At 73.5% G+C, this 13,820-nt stretch carries 15 protein-coding genes; 7 read left to right on the forward strand and 8 right to left on the reverse strand.

Translation table 11 applies throughout. The features are described from left to right. Positions 1-67: 67 nt before the first annotated feature. Positions 68-1,024 (forward strand): pirin family protein, encoded by a 957-nt coding sequence (locus ACVWNX_RS17625; RefSeq protein ID WP_454408084.1) that lies wholly within the window; start codon positions 68-70, stop codon positions 1,022-1,024. Between the two features lie 130 nt (positions 1,025-1,154). On the opposite strand, the gene ACVWNX_RS17630 is transcribed toward ACVWNX_RS17625, so the two are convergent. Both ACVWNX_RS17630 and ACVWNX_RS17635 read right to left on the reverse strand, forming a co-directional pair. Next, positions 1,155-1,349, reverse strand: a complete 195-nt coding sequence (locus ACVWNX_RS17630) for a hypothetical protein (protein ID WP_454408085.1) — start codon at positions 1,347-1,349, stop codon at positions 1,155-1,157. After that, complete coding sequence (locus ACVWNX_RS17635) at positions 1,346-1,741, reverse strand: hypothetical protein (RefSeq protein WP_454408087.1); 396 nt, start codon at positions 1,739-1,741, stop codon at positions 1,346-1,348. The genes ACVWNX_RS17630 and ACVWNX_RS17635 overlap by 4 nt, the downstream gene beginning before the upstream one ends. A gap of 183 nt (positions 1,742-1,924) precedes the next feature. On the opposite strand from ACVWNX_RS17635, the gene ACVWNX_RS17640 reads away from it, so the two are divergent. Next, complete coding sequence (locus ACVWNX_RS17640) at positions 1,925-2,206, forward strand: GntR family transcriptional regulator (protein WP_454408088.1); 282 nt, start codon at positions 1,925-1,927, stop codon at positions 2,204-2,206. 40 nt (positions 2,207-2,246) lie between these two features. On the opposite strand, the gene ACVWNX_RS17645 is transcribed toward ACVWNX_RS17640, so the two are convergent. The 4 genes from ACVWNX_RS17645 to ACVWNX_RS17660 form a co-directional block, all read right to left on the reverse strand. Further along, the gene (locus ACVWNX_RS17645; protein WP_454408090.1) at positions 2,247-3,395 is read right to left on the reverse strand and encodes a methyltransferase domain-containing protein; all 1,149 of its coding nucleotides are present in this window, start codon (positions 3,393-3,395) and stop codon (positions 2,247-2,249) included. 4 nt (positions 3,396-3,399) lie between these two features. Then, positions 3,400-4,296: a radical SAM protein gene (locus ACVWNX_RS17650; RefSeq protein ID WP_454408091.1), complete on the reverse strand. Its 897-nt coding sequence runs from the start codon at positions 4,294-4,296 to the stop codon at positions 3,400-3,402. 184 nt (positions 4,297-4,480) lie between these two features. Continuing rightward, entirely contained in the window at positions 4,481-4,924 is a 444-nt protein-coding gene (locus tag ACVWNX_RS17655; RefSeq protein ID WP_454408093.1) for a hypothetical protein, read from the reverse strand. Between the two features lie 328 nt (positions 4,925-5,252). Continuing rightward, complete coding sequence (locus ACVWNX_RS17660; RefSeq protein WP_454408095.1) at positions 5,253-5,456, reverse strand: hypothetical protein; 204 nt, start codon at positions 5,454-5,456, stop codon at positions 5,253-5,255. Positions 5,457-5,612: 156 nt separating this feature from the next. Between ACVWNX_RS17660 and ACVWNX_RS17665 the strand changes: the two genes are divergently transcribed. From ACVWNX_RS17665 to ACVWNX_RS17675, 3 genes are read left to right on the forward strand one after another with little or no spacing between them, the layout of a single operon-like run. Further along, the gene (locus ACVWNX_RS17665) at positions 5,613-6,449 is read left to right on the forward strand and encodes a helix-turn-helix domain-containing protein (protein ID WP_454408096.1); all 837 of its coding nucleotides are present in this window, start codon (positions 5,613-5,615) and stop codon (positions 6,447-6,449) included. Further along, positions 6,446-6,646: a DUF397 domain-containing protein gene (locus ACVWNX_RS17670; protein WP_454408098.1), complete on the forward strand. Its 201-nt coding sequence runs from the start codon at positions 6,446-6,448 to the stop codon at positions 6,644-6,646. Before ACVWNX_RS17665 ends, ACVWNX_RS17670 begins: the two co-directional genes overlap by 4 nt. 47 nt (positions 6,647-6,693) lie before the next feature. Next, positions 6,694-6,903 (forward strand): DUF397 domain-containing protein, encoded by a 210-nt coding sequence (locus ACVWNX_RS17675; protein ID WP_454408099.1) that lies wholly within the window; start codon positions 6,694-6,696, stop codon positions 6,901-6,903. 133 nt (positions 6,904-7,036) lie between these two features. Here the strand turns inward: ACVWNX_RS17675 and ACVWNX_RS17680 are convergent, their stop codons facing one another. Continuing rightward, complete coding sequence (locus ACVWNX_RS17680) at positions 7,037-8,248, reverse strand: helix-turn-helix domain-containing protein (RefSeq protein WP_454408100.1); 1,212 nt, start codon at positions 8,246-8,248, stop codon at positions 7,037-7,039. A 332-nt stretch (positions 8,249-8,580) separates the two neighbouring features. On the opposite strand from ACVWNX_RS17680, the gene ACVWNX_RS17685 reads away from it, so the two are divergent. Next, entirely contained in the window at positions 8,581-10,977 is a 2,397-nt protein-coding gene (locus ACVWNX_RS17685; protein ID WP_454408102.1) for an AfsR/SARP family transcriptional regulator, read from the forward strand. After that, positions 10,968-11,252 carry a hypothetical protein gene (locus ACVWNX_RS17690; protein ID WP_454408103.1) on the forward strand — a complete coding sequence of 95 codons (285 nt, stop codon included), beginning with the start codon at positions 10,968-10,970 and terminating at the stop codon, positions 11,250-11,252. The genes ACVWNX_RS17685 and ACVWNX_RS17690 overlap by 10 nt, the downstream gene beginning before the upstream one ends. 213 nt (positions 11,253-11,465) lie before the next feature. Here ACVWNX_RS17690 and ACVWNX_RS17695 read toward each other — a convergent pair whose 3' ends face one another. After that, positions 11,466-13,736, reverse strand: coding sequence for a CHAT domain-containing protein (locus ACVWNX_RS17695; RefSeq protein WP_454408104.1), 2,271 nt, complete (start codon positions 13,734-13,736; stop codon positions 11,466-11,468). Positions 13,737-13,820: the final 84 nt, after the last annotated feature.

Genomic DNA, 13,820 nt, shown 5'->3' on the forward strand with positions numbered 1-13,820 from the left:
GGGACCGTTCCGAGTGGCAAGAAGTTCTATGTTCAACTAAACTCGGTTCCACGAGGAGGTACCCACCATGCCCGCTGTGACCGTAGAGAACCCGCTGACCCTGCCCCGGGTGACCGTGCCGAAGGACGCCGAGGCGCGTCCGGTGCTCGCCGTGACCACCGCTCCGAGCGGCTTCGAGGGCGAGGGCTTCCCGGTGCGCCGGGCCTTCGCGGGGATCAACTACACCCATCTGGACCCGTTCATCATGATGGACCAGATGGGCGAGGTGGACTACGCGGCGGGCGAGCCCAAGGGCACCCCGTGGCACCCGCACCGAGGTTTCGAGACCGTCACCTACATCATCGACGGCACCTTCATCCACCGTGACTCCAACGGTGGTGGCGGCACGATCACCAACGGCGACACCCAGTGGATGACCGCCGGCAGCGGACTGCTGCACATCGAGACCCCGCCGGAGGAGCTGGTGGCCTCGGGCGGTCTGTTCCACGGGCTCCAGCTGTGGGTGAACCTGCCCGCCGCCGACAAGATGAAGGACCCGCGCTACCAGGACATCCGGGGCGGCGAGGTCCAGCTGCTCACCACGCCGGACGGCGGCGCGCTGCTGCGGGTCATCGCCGGTGAGCTGGACGGTCACGAGGGGCCGGGCATCACCCACACCCCGATCACGATGGTGCACGCGACGGTCCGGCCGGGCGCGGAGGTGACGCTGCCCTGGCGGCGGGACTTCAACGGCCTGGCGTACGTCCTCGCGGGACGCGGTACGGTCGGCGCCGAACGCCGTCCGGTGCACCGGGGCCAGACGACGGTCTTCGGCAAGGGCGCGTCGCTGACGGTCCGCGCCGACGAGAAGCAGGACGCGCATACCCCCGACCTGGAGGTCGTGCTGCTGGGCGGCCGTCCGCTGCGGGAGCCGATGGCCCACTACGGTCCGTTCGTGATGAACACCCGCGAGGAGCTCCAGCAGGCGTTCGAGGACTTCCAGAAGGGCCGCCTCGGCACGATCCCGGCTGTCCACGGCATGTGACGGCCGTCCGGACGGCCGTCCCGGCGGGCGTCCCGATGGCTGTCCGTGGGTGAACGCCCGCAACGGGAGACGAACGGCGGAACCCCGCCCGGCACTCGGCCGGGCGGGGTTCCGTTTCCGTTCCGGAGCGCTAACGCGCGGGGGCGTGGTCCACGGTGCACGCTCCTCCGCCGATGTGGCGGGGGCAGACCCGGTGGGTGACGGCGCCGGTTCTGCTGGTGCCGCCGTAGCCGATGACGACGGGCGCGGTGGTCCAGCATCCGCAGACGCAGCAGTGGGCGCCGGACTGGGCGGGCGGTCCGCTGACGAGGGCGTCGCGGGTCATGCCGCCATCCCCTCCGGCGTCCCCGCCGTCCGGGGCCGAACCTGGTGGACGCCCCGCGCGACGTACGGATAGTCGTAACCGCGCTCCGCGAACGCCGTCGCGTAGAACCGTTCCCGTTGCTCGACGGACAGGTACCGGGCCTCCTCCGCCCGGAAGACCTCCAGCGCCTCCGCCGAACTGGGACCGGTCCAGGGACGACGCCACACGTCCGGATCCGGCGCGGGCTCCGCCCCGGCGGCGGGGGCGGGGGCGGCGGCGGACGCGGGCCGGGGCGTGGCCGTAGCCGTGGACCGGGCGAAGTGGTCGAGGGAATGGCGGCCGGGACGGGTCCGGCGCGTCAAGGGCAGACGGGCGAGCACCCATACGAGAGCACGGGCGATACGATCGCGCATACGTCAGTCAGCTCCCAAAAGCTGTCTTGGCGGAGCCCCGGTGGACCGCTGCAACGGTCTGTCGGGGCGCTTTGCGTGTGTGTCCCGGATGACGATAGACCAACACCTCTAAGTTCTCTATCTCTTCTAAGTTCTCTACTCCTATAAGTCGCGGGATGCCGGTCGGCTGTCTAGGCTCGCGCCATGCCTGAGACCCCCGACCCCCGTGCCCCGCGCGCCCCGTACATGCGGGTGCGGGACGCGCTGCTCGCCGAAATCGAGGCGGGGACGTACGGGCCGGGTGACCGCATCCCTTCGGACGCCGAACTGTCCGCCGCTCATGGAGTGGCCCCCATGACCGCCCGTCGCGCGGTGCGGGAACTCCGGGAGCAGGGCGTCATCTACACGGAGTGGGGCAAGGGGTCGTTCGTGACCGGGTCCGCCGGGGACGACCAGCCGGGAGAGGGCGGCCGGACCACCCGCTAGCCACGCCCCCGCGTGCCCCGGCCGGAGCGCCCTTCGTCGCTCACACGGTCGATTGCCCGAGGGAGGCGCGCCAGCGGCCCCGGGACAGGTGGACCACTCCGTCCGGGGTGACGCGGGCCGTCGCGCCGTACAAGGGCAGCGCGCCTTCGGCGAGTTGCCAGGTACGGATGCGTTCCACCGTGTCCCACAACCGCTGGGGTCCACTCTGGTGGACCTCCGGTGGATCGGTCCAATCGGCTGTCGCCCGTGCCCACGAACCGTCCGGGTGGGTCAGGCAGACGGTGCGCGTGCGGCCACTGGTCTCGTATCCGGATTCGACGTCCGGCGCCACCACTTCGAGCATGGAACGGAGTTCCCACGCCTCCGCCACGTTCACGACGGGATACCGTCCGGTGCTGACGTCGTCCCCGTCGGCGTTCCGGGCGAGGGCGGACAGTACGGTGAGCGCGGGAGGGTAGTCGTCGCCGGAGCGGGTGAGCATGAAACCCGCCCAGTCCCGTTCGACCCTCCCGACCACCTCTCCGTCCGGCTGCTTCCAGCCGGTGAGGATCAGGGTCGTCCGGGCGAGGGCGGTCACCAGGCGTCCGCCTTCGCGGAGCGCGCCCAGCACGGGGCGGAGTCCGGGGCCGGGAGGCATGCCGACGGTCGCGACGATCCGGTCGTACGAGCCCGGGACCTCCTCGGTGGCGTCGGAGGTGAGGAACGTCGGCCGTATCCCGAGCCGGGCGAGCCGGTCCGCCGCGACGGCGGTCAGATAGGGGTCGACGTCCAGGCTCGTCACGTGCCGTGACCCGAGCCGGGCGCACGCGTACGCGGTGAGACCGCCCGCGCCGGTGCCCAGGTCCAGGAGGTCCAGCCCGTCCCCGATCCGTCCGTGCCGCAGCATGGCCACGACCAGGCTGGGCAGTGTGGCGGACGACGTGGGGGCGCCTTCGGGGTGGTCGTCGTGGGTGGCGTGGTCGGCGTGGAGCGAGCCCACCCGGGTCACCAGCGAGGTGTCCGCGTAGGCGGCGTCCGCCCAGGCGCCGGGGTCGTCGGCACCGTCCCGTAACGTCCAACGTCCGTCCACGCGTTCCCACCAGCGGGGCACCAACGCGTGACGGGGCACTCCCGCCACCGGGGAACGCCACCGCGAGTCGGGATCCGTCACCCGCGCCGCGAGGGCACCCGCCCGTGTCTCCCAGTTCACGTGCTCAGCCTTCCGCCACGGGGTACTTCGGCAGACACGCGTCCTGTTCGGCGGGCGCGCAGTCGCTGCCGTCCTTTCCGGGGTTGCAGTCAGGGGCGCACCCCGTGTCACGGGCCGGGATGCTCGCGGCGAGTGTGGCCCACGCGTCCCCGCCGAGGAGTTCCGCGAGCGGGGTCTGCCGGACGTTGCCCGCCGGGAAGTCGCGGGCGAGTACGCACCCGGCGAGGTTTCCGTTCGGGAGGACGGCGGCGCGTCCACGGGTGCACCGGCCGCACATCTCGTCCAGCGTCGGTGTCTGTCCCGGGAGTCGTTGGCGGCCTACCGCGCGGGCCCGGTCCGTGGTGATCCGCTTGACGCCCATGCCCTGAAGGTCGATGTGCCCATGACGGACGCGCTGTCCGGGGAAGATCTCGACCATTCCGGCCCGGAGCCGTACTCCCCGGCGGACGGCTTCCCGGATGTTGCTGCGGGTGCGGTCGTGGCTGCCGGGGCGGTTGGTGATGTATTCGTGCTGCTCGGCCTGGTCGCTGTAGTAGCTGGTCGCTACGGAAACCCGGGGGTGGGTGAACAGGTCCCACCACTCGTTCCGGACGTGGAACAGGTTGCTGTACACCTCCACCGACAGCCCCAGCGACAGGGCGAGTTCCGCGAACTCCCGCCACTGCGGGTGGGTCGTCGGCTCACCCCCGATGAGCTGAACGTGCGGGATACCGAGCGTCGCCGCGTCCTCGATCACCTGGTGCCAGTCCCCGGACGTCATCGCGCCGTGCTTGGCCTGCGGGCTGGACTCCGTCAGGCAGTGCGAGCAGGCGAGTTGGCATTTCCCGGTGATCTCCAGCTCCAGCGAGGCGATCCCCGCGAACGCCCTTCGTGGCGGGGGTGGTTCGTTGATCAGCGTCATGGGCCTTCCTTCTCACTGTGTCAAGGTTGCGGGTTTGCTGTGAGTGGGGCTTCCCCTGCCGGGCGACAGGACAGCGGGGCAGGGGGAGGTCCAGCGGGCGGCACCGGGTCGCTTCTCCAACACGTCCGGCGTGCCGCGCGGTTCGTCGGATCGTGCGGGGCGCCGGTCGGGGGCCGGATGCCGGTCATGTCTCCCCGCCTGCCGGGTGGTGGCGGCCGGAGTGGAGCGGCCACGCGGTCAGGGCGTACGCCCCGGAGTGGTCGGAGCTGAGGAACGCGAACGGTTCCCCGGCGAGGAGTCGGCGGCGGGCCTCGTTCCGGACGCCGTCCCTCAGTGCCCAGTCGCGGAGGGTGGCGGGGACGTCCCCGGGGTGCGCGTCCGGGTCCGGGAACAGGACCTGCGGGTTCATCCATGCGGACGGGTCCGGGTCCAGACCGTCCGCGATCCGCAACGCCTGACCCCGCAGCCACCGCAGCACCCGCCCCGGATACGGACTGGCAAACGCCCCGAGCACCGCCCGCCCACGCCGCGCGGTGCCCACGACGGGCCCCTCCGCGAACACCAGCGCACGGTAAGCGGGCTGTTCGGTGACCCCCGCGACGTACAGGGGGACGGGATCGTCCAGCACCGCCGGGGCCCCACGGGTACGGCCGCCCCTCCCGCTGAGACGCCGCCCGATCACGTGGTCACCCCGGGAAGGGCGCGCGGGTCGACCTCGTCGGGCGGATCCCACTGGACCGTCTCGAACAGGGTCCGGTCGAACCGGCGGTGACCGGTCTCCCGGAAGTGGGACTCCACCCACCGCATCGCACCCTCGTCGGTACGGGACTCAGGCCCCGGCGGCGGAACCGCCCCGCACTGGGGGGAGCCCGAAACGCACTGTGCGCACGCCCTCGCCCCCCAGAAGTCCAACCGTCGCAGGCTCCACTCGATGTGACGAAACCGTCCGCTCATGGCTATACGCCTCCTCGACTGCTCCGTAGGTTCAACTCGTTCAGCGCGGGGCGGAGTCGGTCGGTGACCGTCGCGGGACGGACGTCCTCACGGCGGGCGCACCACTCGACGCCGCCGCCGGGCGGACGGAGGTAGACCGGGCCCCAGGTGATGTCCATGACCACACCGACGACCCCTCTGCGGATGTCGAACGCGAGGTCATTCACGCGGAGTTGGTCTGACGGCAGCTCCTGAGGCGCTACGGTCTCACCCACCATGGCCACTCCTCTCCGTAGTGAAATCACTACTGGGAGCACTGAGGGTGGCCTAGAGTCCGGTTCCCTTCAACGTGGCAGATTCGAAGGAAGGAGGGTTCTCGTTCCGTGAATCGGAAAGAGCTGAACCCCGAAGCCAGTCCGGAGGCGGCCTACGGGGCCCGCGTCCGCAGTACGCGTGAGGCGCGCGGGTGGACCCAGGAGGAGCTGGGCGAACTGATCGGCTACTCCGGTCAGCACGTTTCAGCCGTCGAAACCGGCCGCAAACCGCCGACCCGTCGCGTGGCGAGGAGACTGGACACCGCTTTCGGACTCGAAGGAACCACGAACTCCTTCGAAAACGCCTGGAGCGAACTCCGGAAGGGCTCTCTGCTGGAGGGCTTCCCGGAGTACACCACCTATGAGGCGCGGGCGACCGAGGTGCGTCTGTACGACGTGGGGGTGATCCCGGGGCTGCTGCAAACGCCCGACTACGCCAAGGCGCTCGCTGATAGTGCTGTCAAGCGAGGGGCGATCACCCAGGAACAGGCGGACGAGCGAGTGGCGCTCGTCGCGGAACGGCAGGCGGCGCTCGTGCGGCGGCATCCGCCCCTGATCTTCATCGTGCTGGACGAGAGTTGCCTGCTGCGGCCCGTGGGAGACCCGGACGTCATGGACGCTCAGCTGCTCAGGCTGATCGAATTCGCGGAGCTGCCGAACACCATCCTTCAGGTTGCTCCGTTCTCCATGGGCGTTCGTCGCCCCTTCGACTACCCGATCACCGTGCTGACCATGTCGGACCGTACGGTCATGTCGTACGCCGAATCCACCCAGCGAGGCCATCTCGAACGCGAAAGCACGTTCGTACTGCCCATGTTGGCGGCATACCATCAGTTGCAGGCCGAAGCGCTTCCGCAGGCAGCGTCTGTGGCCATGATCCAACAGTTGCGAAAGGGAAACCCGTGACGACCGAATCCCCCCGCTGGTACAAGTCCTCCTACAGCAACAACGGTGGCCAGTGCGTAGAGGTCGCCGTCAACCTCGCGGCTTCGCAGGGTGTGGTCCCCGTCCGTGATTCCAAGTACCTGAGTGGTCCGGCGCTGGCCGTTCCGGCCTCGGCGTTCGCCGCGTTCGTGACGGGCGTCAAGCACGCGGAGCTGTAGAACCCACAAGACGACGGGAGCCCCGCCCGCCTACGAAAGGGCATCTGATGGCCAAGACCAACCACCGTCCCCTTCGGTGGGTCACGTCCTCCTACAGTGAGAATGGTGGCCAGTGTGTAGAGGTCGCCGTCAACCTCGCGGCTTCGCAGGGCGTGGTCCCCGTCCGTGATTCCAAGGACCCGAGCGGCCCGGCGTTGGCCGTTCCGGCTTCGGCGTTCGTCGCGTTCGTGGCGGGCGTCAAGCACGCGGAGCTGTAGGCCGCGCAAGACCACGGGAGCCCCACCCGCCTCCGGAAGCGGAGAGCGGGTGGGGCTCTTCGCTGCCCGAGGGACGTCCTGTTCGCGGTCCGTGAGCGGCGGGGGTACGGAGCCCCGGGGACGGGACGTCCGCTCAAGCGTCGACGCTCAGGAAATCCGCCAACTGCTTCAGCCCCGGCGGCTGGTGGGGAAGGGCCCGGAGGTCCCGGACGATCGCCACGGCCAGGGTGTGGTGCCGTATCCAGGTCGGTGCCACCCGGCGCAGTGACTCCAGGGCCTTCACCGCCCCGGCCGCGTCCCCGGTGTCCGTGTGGGCGCGGGCCACGTCGAGCAGGAGCCACGTCCGCCAGGACGGCGGGGTGTCCTTGCTCAGTCGCATCCCCTTCGCCAGGGCCAGGGCGTCTTCGGGATGTCCGTACTGGACGGCGAGCCGGACGCGTTCGATGCGGACGGACGACGGGCTGAAGACGCTGACCATGCGGTCGTCGCCCCGGTCGGGCAGCTTCACCACCCGGGCCGCCTCCCGATCCGCCGTCGCCATCATCGCCGCCGCGCGCTCGTAGTCGCCGCCGCGCGCGGCGGAGGTGGCCGCGCTCATGGTCAGCGCGCCCCACACCTTCAACCCGTCGGCGGTGTCGGTGCGGCCCGCCTCCGTCAGACCGTCGGCGGCGCGGAGCGCGATGTCCAGGGCGTCCGTCACCCGGCCCTGCCGCTGGTAGGTCCACGCCGTCGAGTTGACGACCATCGACGGCAGCAGCGGATCGGCGGACCGTCCCGCCGCGTCCATCGCCCGCTCCAGGGCGATCAGGGCGAGGTCCGTCTTCCCCATCCGCACGGCGAGGTGCCCGGCGAGCTGGAGTGCCTTGGCCAGGACGGCAAACCCCGCTTCCCGCTCGTCCCCGGTCGACGCGGTCGCCGTCCGCGCGTCCGCGATCACCTCCGGCAGGGCCGCCATCACCGCGTCGAACTCGGCCGCGTGGTAGCGGGTCCAGCCCTCCGCGATCCGCTCGCGCAGTCCGTCCAGGGAGAAACCGGGCCCCGGGGGCTCCGGCTCGGGCGCCCCCAGCACGGGCATGACGGCACGGCGCACCGCCACGAAACGCGGTCCGTCGCTCTCCCCTCCGGCGGCGACGGCGGGCGGGTCCCCCAGGAGCGTGGTCAGCTCCACCCCGAGGCCGCCCGCCAGCGCGTGCAGTGTGGGCAGCCGGGCCGAGTGCTTCCGCCCCTGCTCCAGCTGTCTGATCACATCGACCGACACCCCGGCCCGCTCGGCCAGCTCCTCCTGCGTCAGGGATCCCAGACGGCGCAGGCGGCGCAGCGTCCGCCCCAGGTCTTCGTTCGCCACGCCGCCACGGTACGCAAGAGGGAGGAAGAGACCGAGGGCGAGCGGCCGGGGTCCCAGTCGGGGGCGCACTCGGAAGCGGACCAGATCGCCGGGTGACCCCCGTGGCCCGGGAGCGGCGGCGGAAATGCGCCATCGTCGCCAACCTCCCGTGTGACAAGGTGCCGTGGGGGACGCCGTCCGCGAAGGGCGGTGGGTGACGACACGGCGAGCGGGGGCTGAACGTGCGCGGGGGCCACGACCATCGGGGCGACGGGAACGGAAACGGGAACGGAGACGGGGGCAGGGGCGGGGACAGGGCCGGGGTGAGGGGGACGGACGGCACCGACCGTCCCGTGGGTACCCGCGCTGATCCGGGCGCCGACCACACCATGGGCACCCACGCCGACCCGGGCGCCGACCAAGCCGTGGGCACCCACGCGCCCCCGGGCACCGAACCGGCCATGACCGCCGACCCGGCCGCAGGTACCGAACCGGCCATGAGCACCGACCCGCCCCCGGGCACCGCCCCGGCCGTGGGCGCCGAACCAGCCATGGGCACCGACCCGGCCGGGGGCGCCGACCCCGACCCCGGCCCCGTACGTTTCGAGGTGCTGGGCGAGGTTCTGGTGCGGGCGCCGGACGGGCGGGTCGTGCCCGTGCCGGAGCGGAAGGTGCGGACGCTGCTGGGTTCGCTGCTCGCCGCCCGGCTGGTCGAGCCGGGGCGGCCCGTCGCCGCGTTCCGGCTGATCGACGACCTGTGGGGCGAGGAACCGCCCGGCAACCCCCGGCGCGCCCTCCAGGCCAAGGTGTCGCAGTTGCGCCGGGCGCTGGACGAGGCGCGGCCCGGTGGGCGGGAGCTGCTGGCCGCCCGCGCTCCCGGGTACCAACTGGTGCTGGAGGACGGGACGGTGGACGCGGACCGGTTCCGGGCGCTCGTGGGGCGGGCCCGACGGGTGGCCGACCCGGACGCCCGCGCCGCGCTGCTCGGGGACGCCCTCGGAACCTGGCGGGGGCCCGCCTTCGCCGACGTCGCGGAGGAACCGTTCGCCCGGACCGCCGTCCAGCGGCTGGAGGAGGAGCGGCTCACCGCCGTCGAGGAACGGGCGGCGGCCCGGCTGGCGGCGGGCGACCACCTCGCGCTGGCCGCCGAACTCGCCCCGCTGGCCGCTGAGCACCCGACGCGCGAACGGCTCGTCGGCGTCCTGGTGCGGGCCCTGTACCGGTCGGGCCGCCAGGGCGAGGCGCTCGCCGTCTACGAACGGCTGCGGCACCGGCTCGCGGACGACCTCGGGGTCGATCCGTCGCCCGGACTCGTCGCCCTGCACGGCGCGGTGCTGCGCCAGGACCCGGCGCTGAGCGACCCCGGGCCGAGCGATCCCGGGCCGAGCGATCCCGGGCTCAGCGACCCCGCGCTGAGCGCCCGTCCCGCCGTCCCCGCGCCGCCGTTCGCCCGCGCCGCCACCGCCCCGCGCACCAATCTGTTCGCACCGCCCGGGGAACTCGTCGGACGGGACGGGGCGGTCGCCGAGGTCGCGGAGCTGCTGTCCGGGCGGCGGCTGGTCACCCTCACCGGGCCCGGCGGGGTGGGCAAGACCCGGCTGGCGCTGGCCGTCGCCGACCGGGCCCGCGCCGCCTTCCCCGACGGCGTCTGGCTGGTGGAACTCGCCCGGGACGGCGACCCCGCCGACGCGGTGGCCGCCGCCCTCGGGCTCCGCGACGACGGGGTGTGGGGCGCCCAGGCGCCCAGCGGACCCGTCGACAAGCTGGCCGCCGCGCTGCGCGGCACCCGCGTCCTGCTCGTCCTCGACAACTGCGAACACGTGGTGGACGAGACGGCCTCGCTGGTGGAGGCGCTGCTGCGGCGCGCCCCCGGCCTGGTGGTCCTCGCCACCAGCCGGGAGTCGCTGGCGCTGGCCCCCGAGACGCTCTGGCAGGTGCCGCCGCTGGACGCGGCGGGCGGGGTGGAGCTGTTCGCGGCCCGCGCCGCCGCCTCGGCCCCCGGTTTCGCCCTGGCGACCCGAGCGGTCGGGACGGCCCGGGCGGTCCGGACGGGGTCTGGGCGCGGTGGTTCCTGGGACACGGGCTCGCCGGGACGGGCGACCTCGCCGCCGCCGAGGCGCTCACCGGGCCCGCCCTGGACGGTTTCCGGGCGCTCGGCGACCGCTGGGGCGAGGCCGCCGCGCTCAGCGACCGGTCCGCCCAGCGGCTGCTGCGCGGGGACCTCGACGGGGCCCGCGCCGACGCCGAGCGCGGGGCCGGGCTCTTCACCGCGCTCGGTGACGACTGCGGGGCGCTGTGGTCGGTGTACGCGCGGGCCTCCGTCGCGGAGATCCACGGGGACCACGCGGGGGCCCGCGCGGTGCTGGAGGAGGCGCTCGTCACCGCCCGCCGCTTCGGACTCTCCACGCTCGCCGCCGATCTGCTCGCCGGACTCGGCCGGATCGCCCTGCTCACCGGTGACTTCGCCGCCGCCCGGGCCCGGCACGGGGAGGCGCTGCGGGAGGCCGCCGCGCTGGACTTCCGCGCCGGGGAGGCCAACGCCCGGCTGGGGCTCGGTCTCGGTGCCCGCCGGGAGGGGAGCCTGGACGAGGCCGAGTGGCAGCTGCGGAAGGTCCTGGACTGGCACCGCGAGGTCGGGCTGGAGGGCGCCAACGCGCTGGTCCTCGCGGAACTGGGCTTCGTCGCGGAGCTGCGCGGGGACCTCCGGGAGGCGCTGGCCCTCCAGCGCGAGGGACACCGGGTGGCGCTGACCACCGGGGACCCCAGGGCGGTCGCCCTCGCCCTGGAGGGGCTGGCGGGCGCGGTCGCGGAGACCAATCCGGCGGGGGCCGCGCTGCTGCTCGGCAGCGCGGCGGCGGCCCGTGCCGCCACCGGGGCGCCGCTGGCCCGCGCCGAACGCGGGGACGTGGACCGGATCGCCGACCGCGCCCGGCGGACCCTGGGCGCGACGGTCTTCGCGGCGGCGTTCGCCGGGGGCGGTTCGCTGACTCCTGACGCGGCGGTCGGGGCGGCCGGGGTCGGGTGACGGGCTGCGGCGGCGGGGTGACGTTCCCGGGCGCCGTCCCCGTCCGGCCCCGTCCGTTCCCGTGCGTACGGGTGCGTACGGGTGCGTCCGCGTACCGCCCGGGTGGGTTCCTGTCCCGCCGTACCCCCGAGGTCGGGCGGGTGCGCGGCGTCGCGGTCACTCCTCCGGGAACATCACGGGGTCCGGGGCGGACGTTCCCGGGGGAGGCGGTCCCTAGACGGGCGGGCCCGGCGTGGGCGCACCCGGGACAGGCGCACCCGGGACGGACGGGCCCGGGACGGGCGGCGGTGGCGACGCGGCGGACGGCGGTGCCGGGACGGTCGCGCGGGCGTGCGGGCTGCCGTACACCGCGTAGGCGAGCCAGGTCGGGTCGCCGTCCCCGCGCCGCACCGCGCGGCGGGCCGCCAGCGAGGCGGCGCCCAGCGTGGCCCGGTTCGTCAGGAGTTCGGTGTAGAAGGCGCGGGCGAAGTCATGGGCGGTGTCCGAGCGGACCGGCCACAGGGTGCCCACGAAGCCGCCCGCGCCCGCCCGCAGGAACTGCGGCGCCCAGCCGAGGGTGCCCCCGAACCAGTCGATCTCCCCAGCGCTTCGGCAGGCGTTGAAGAACACCAGCGGACCGGATTCGCGCAGCGCCCCCGACCCGCTCACATACGCCAGATCCACCGGGTCGAACGGCCCGTCGGCCATCTTCACCACCGAACCCCGTTCAGTGGTGAAGGAGTTGTGGCACACGAAGTGCAGCAGCCCGCGGTAGCCGCCCTCCATCAAGGCGGTGACCGCCGAGCCGTCGGTGAGGACCGCCGGGCCGTTCGCGCCCCCGGCGAACAACCGCCGCACCGCCTCGACCTCCAGGGCCGCGTCCGGCGGCGACTGCGGCGGCACCACGAACGCGGCCCGGGGCAGGTCCAGGACGTCGGTCCGGCGCTGTCCGAAGGTCTGCCGGGTCACCGGCAGCCACTCGGCGAGGAACCCCGGACCCTCCGAGGAGCTGTCCAGCGGGTACAGCAACTCCCAGGGGACGAGGTCGTGTTCGCCGAGGACGTTCACCGAGGAGATCCGGTCCGCCTCCGTCCAGAACTGGCGGCGCACCGCCTCCGGCACCGCCGAGGCCCACAGCTCCACCCCGAGGTTGCGCAGCCGCCGGGTGGCCGCCGCGCCGTCCGCCCCGCCCGGCCCGGCGTCGGCCGCCGCCTGCCGCAGCTCCTGGTACACCCGTTCGGAGATCAGCCGGGGGTCGCCGCCGTGCGTCCGGAACGACAACGACTCCGGGGCGTACAAGGTCTCCCCGATGAGCTGGAAGGTGTACGCCCCGTCCACGCCGCGCAGCACCTGGAGGGTGACCTCGCCCGGGCCCTCGGGAGCCGCCGCGAGGGCCGCCGCCGTCCGGGGCGGTCCGCCGCGCGCGGGCGTCCCCGTCCCCACCGACAGTTCGACGCGGACCTCACCGAGGAACGCGCCCCGGTGGAAGGCCCGGACGGTCACCGTCCGGGGGCCGGGTCCGGTGGTGCGCAGCCCGAAGGTGAGCACGTCGGAGTCCTCCCCCGGCCGGACCGTCACCTCCTGCTGGAGGTCGCCGAGCGCGAGGAGGCCCGGGGCGTGCACGGTGACCAGCACCCGGGTGCCCCCTTGCCGGGGCACGGGGAAGGGACGCAGTGGCTTGCCCGGCACGCCCGGACCGCCGTCCCGGACCAGTTGGACGTGGAGGGGGACGTCCGTGTCGGGCGGGGCCTGTTCGACCAGTTCCACGAGCAGTCGGCGGGGGTCGTCGGGGACCGGTCGTCCGGGGACCCCGCCGGGCTCGGGCGGGTCGGGCCGGGAACGCGGCTCGGTGACGGCGGAACCGAACGGGACGTCGGGTTCGCCGCCCGGCTTCGGCTTCTTCGGCACCGGGGTGACCGGTGGGTCGGGGTCGGGTGGGATGACGTCCCCGGGGGGACCCTGTCCCTTGCCGGTGTCCGCGTCCGCGTCGGTGTCCGAGTCGTCCACGTCCTGGTCGGCGTGGGTGTCGGCGGCTCCGTGAGCGGGGCCGGAACCCGGTCGGTCCACCGGGTCGCGGTCCACGGGTCCGTCGCCGTACCTGCTCAGGCGCTCCTCCTCGCGGGCCGCCTCGGAGAGGAACGGCAGGACGCCCTCGCTCAGCAGGGCCTCCTCCCACCGCACGAAGGCCCGCTCGGCGAGCACGGCCTGACGCCGCGCGGCACGGTGTTCGGGAAGGAGCCAGCTGGCCACCGTGGCCCGGGCGGCCACCGCCCAGAACTCCGCGTTGTACTGCCGCGCCAGCTCCATGGTGTAGTCGAACCACAGCGTGTCGACCGCTTGGTTGATCCGGTCGTACTCCGCCGACGCCCTGGCCCGCAACCGCTCCTCCATCGGACCGGCGGTGACGGCCTTGCGGCGCCTGAGGATCCGGAGGCCCTTGTCGACGCAGCGCCCGAAGGCCGCGCGGCGGTGGTCCTCCGGAACCGGGATCTGTTTGCCGCCCATGTGTGCCCCTGTTCTCCGGCCGTCCGTCCGGGCGCCCCGCGTCGTACGCTCCTAGAAACCGGTCCGGTACCGAGCGTAGTGGGG

This window comes from Streptomyces sp. JNUCC 64 (genome assembly GCF_054484115.1).

Bases quoted from the DNA above. Each gene is read 5' to 3' on its own strand.
- ACVWNX_RS17640 (WP_454408088.1), top strand. From the start codon at position 1,925: ATGCCTGAGACCCCCGACCCCCGTGCCCCGCGCGCCCCGTACATGCGG.
- ACVWNX_RS17695 (WP_454408104.1), bottom strand. From the start codon at position 13,736: ATGGGCGGCAAACAGATCCCGGTTCCGGAGGACCACCGCCGCGCGGCC.
- ACVWNX_RS17675 (WP_454408099.1), top strand. From the start codon at position 6,694: ATGGCCAAGACCAACCACCGTCCCCTTCGGTGGGTCACGTCCTCCTAC.
- ACVWNX_RS17650 (WP_454408091.1), bottom strand. From the start codon at position 4,296: ATGACGCTGATCAACGAACCACCCCCGCCACGAAGGGCGTTCGCGGGG.
- ACVWNX_RS17625 (WP_454408084.1), top strand. From the start codon at position 68: ATGCCCGCTGTGACCGTAGAGAACCCGCTGACCCTGCCCCGGGTGACC.
- ACVWNX_RS17635 (WP_454408087.1), bottom strand. From the start codon at position 1,741: ATGCGCGATCGTATCGCCCGTGCTCTCGTATGGGTGCTCGCCCGTCTG.
- ACVWNX_RS17630 (WP_454408085.1), bottom strand. From the start codon at position 1,349: ATGACCCGCGACGCCCTCGTCAGCGGACCGCCCGCCCAGTCCGGCGCC.